General features: G+C 72.1%; 1 protein-coding gene. It reads right to left on the bottom strand.

Annotated elements, in window-relative coordinates; translation table 11 throughout:
* Positions 1 to 118: 118 nt before the first annotated feature.
* A partial coding sequence (infB, locus tag ACFW2E_RS45015) for a translation initiation factor IF-2 (protein WP_384477457.1) occupies positions 119 to 2607 on the bottom strand: 2489 nt, incomplete at its 5' end.

The raw sequence follows: 2607 nt of genomic DNA, 5'->3' as shown, positions 1-2607 counted from the left end.
GCCCGGGCCCCCGCCCCCGTCGGGCCGGGCGCCCCCCCCCAGGGGCGTGGGGGCCCGCCCCCGGCCAGCTGGCCGACGGAAGCGAGTTCCGTCGGCCAGCTGTGGGAACCGTGAGCGGTTACGCCCGCGGCTTCTCGCGCATCTCGTACGTCGCGATGACGTCGTCGATCTTGATGTCGTTGAAGTTTCCGAGGTTGATACCGCCCTCGAAGCCTTCGCGGATCTCGGTGACGTCGTCCTTGAAGCGGCGCAGACCGGAGATGGTGAGGCTCTCCGCGACGACCTTGCCGTCGCGGATGAGGCGCGCCTTGGTGTTGCGCTTGACCTCGCCCGAGCGGATGAGGACACCCGCGATGTTGCCCAGCTTGGACGACTTGAAGACCTCGCGGATCTCCGCCGTACCGAGCTCGACCTCCTCGAACTCCGGCTTGAGCATGCCCTTGAGGGCCGCCTCGATCTCCTCGATCGCCTGGTAGATGACCGAGTAGTAGCGGACGTCCACGCCCTCGCGCTCGGCCATCTGCGCCGCGCGGCCTGCCGCACGGACGTTGAAGCCGATCACGATGGCGTCCGAGCCCATCGCCAGGTCGATGTCCGACTCCGTGACCGCACCGACGCCGCGGTGCAGGACGCGGATGTCGACCTCTTCGCCGACGTCCAGCTGGAGCAGCGACGACTCGAGCGCCTCGACGGAACCGGAAGCGTCACCCTTGATGATGAGGTTGAGCTGCTGGACCTCGCCGGCCTTGAGCACCTTGTCCAGGTCCTCGAGGGAGACGCGGCGCGTGCGCTTGGCGAACGCGGCGTTGCGCTCACGGGCGGCACGCTTCTCGGCGATCTGACGGGCCGTACGGTCCTCGTCGACCACCAGGAAGTTGTCGCCCGCACCCGGGACGTTGGTCAGGCCCAGGACCTGGACCGGCGTCGACGGGCCCGCCTCGGCGACGTTGTTGCCGTTGTCGTCGAGCATGGCGCGGACTCGGCCGTAGGCGTCGCCCACGACCATCGTGTCGCCGACCCGCAGCGTGCCTCGCTGGACGAGGACCGTCGCCACGGCACCGCGGCCGCGGTCGAGACGGGACTCGATCGAGATGCCCTGCGCGTCCTGGCTCGGGTTGGCCCGCAGGTCGAGCGAGGCGTCCGCGGTGAGGATGACGGCCTCGAGGAGGCTGTCGATGTGCAGACCCTGCTTGGCGGAGATGTCGACGAACATCGTGTCGCCGCCGTACTCCTCGGCCACCAGGCCGTACTCGGTCAGCTGACCGCGCACCTTGGTCGGGTCGGCACCCTCGACGTCGATCTTGTTGACCGCGACGACGATCGGGACGTCGGCCGCCTTGGCGTGGTTGAGCGCCTCGACCGTCTGCGGCATGACGCCGTCGTTGGCCGCGACGACCAGGATCGCGATGTCGGTCGACTTCGCACCACGGGCACGCATGGCGGTGAACGCCTCGTGACCCGGGGTGTCGATGAAGGTGATCTTGCGCTCTTCGTCGTTGACCTCGGTCGAGACCTGGTAGGCACCGATGTGCTGGGTGATGCCGCCGGCCTCGCCCGCGATGACGTTCGTCTTGCGGATGGCGTCGAGCAGTCGGGTCTTGCCGTGGTCGACGTGACCCATGACGGTGACGACCGGCGGGCGGACCACCAGGTCCTCCTCGTCGCCCTCGTCCTCGCCGAACTCGATGTCGAAGGACTCGAGCAGCTCGCGGTCCTCCTCCTCGGGGCTGACGATCTGAACCGCGTAGTTCATCTCGCCCGCGAGGAGCTGCAGCGTCTCGTCGGAGACGGACTGCGTGGCCGTGACCATCTCGCCCAGGTTCATCATCACCGCGACGAGCGACGCCGGGTTGGCGTTGATCTTCTCGGCGAAGTCGGTGAGCGACGCACCGCGCGACAGGCGAATGGTCTCGCCGTTGCCGCGAGGCAGCATCACGCCGCCGACCGACGGGGCCTGCATGGCCTCGTACTCCTGGCGCCTCTGCCGCTTCGACTTGCGGCCACGGCGCGCCGGACCACCCGGACGGCCGAAGGCACCCTGCGTGCCACCACGGCCGCCGGGACCACCGGGACGACCGCCGAAGCCGGGACGGCCACCGCCGCCACCGCCGAAGCCGCCGCCACCACCGGCACCGGGGCCACCGCCACCGGGACGGCCGGCGAAGCCGCCGCCACCCGGACGGGCACCGCCGCCGCCACCGGGACGGCCGGCGAAGCCGCCGCCGCCCGGACGGGCACCGCCGCCGCCGGGACGACCCGCACCACCCGGGCCGCGGCCACCGGGGCCACCACCGGGACGCGGGCCGGCAGCCGGACGCTGCGGCATCATGCCGGGGTTCGGACGCGGACCACCGGGACCGCCGCCGGGACGCGGACCGCCCTGCGGACGGGGCATGCCGGACGGGGTCGGGCGGGGACCGCCCGGAGCCTGCGGACGAGGTCCGCCGCCCTGGGCGCCGGGCGCCTGCGGACGGGGACCGGCGCCGGGGGCACCGGGACCGCCTGGACGCGGACCGCCCTGCGGACGGGGCGCCGGCGGGCGCGCCAGGCCGGTGGAGCCACCGTCCGTGAAGGGGTGTTTGCCCGGACGCGGACCGGCCGGACGGG

The organism is Streptomyces sp. NPDC058964 (assembly GCF_042741275.1).
Lineage (GTDB): Bacteria > Actinomycetota > Actinomycetes > Streptomycetales > Streptomycetaceae > Streptomyces.
Note: the sequence above shows the minus strand (reverse complement) of the source record. Positions and strands in the feature narration are given on the sequence as shown.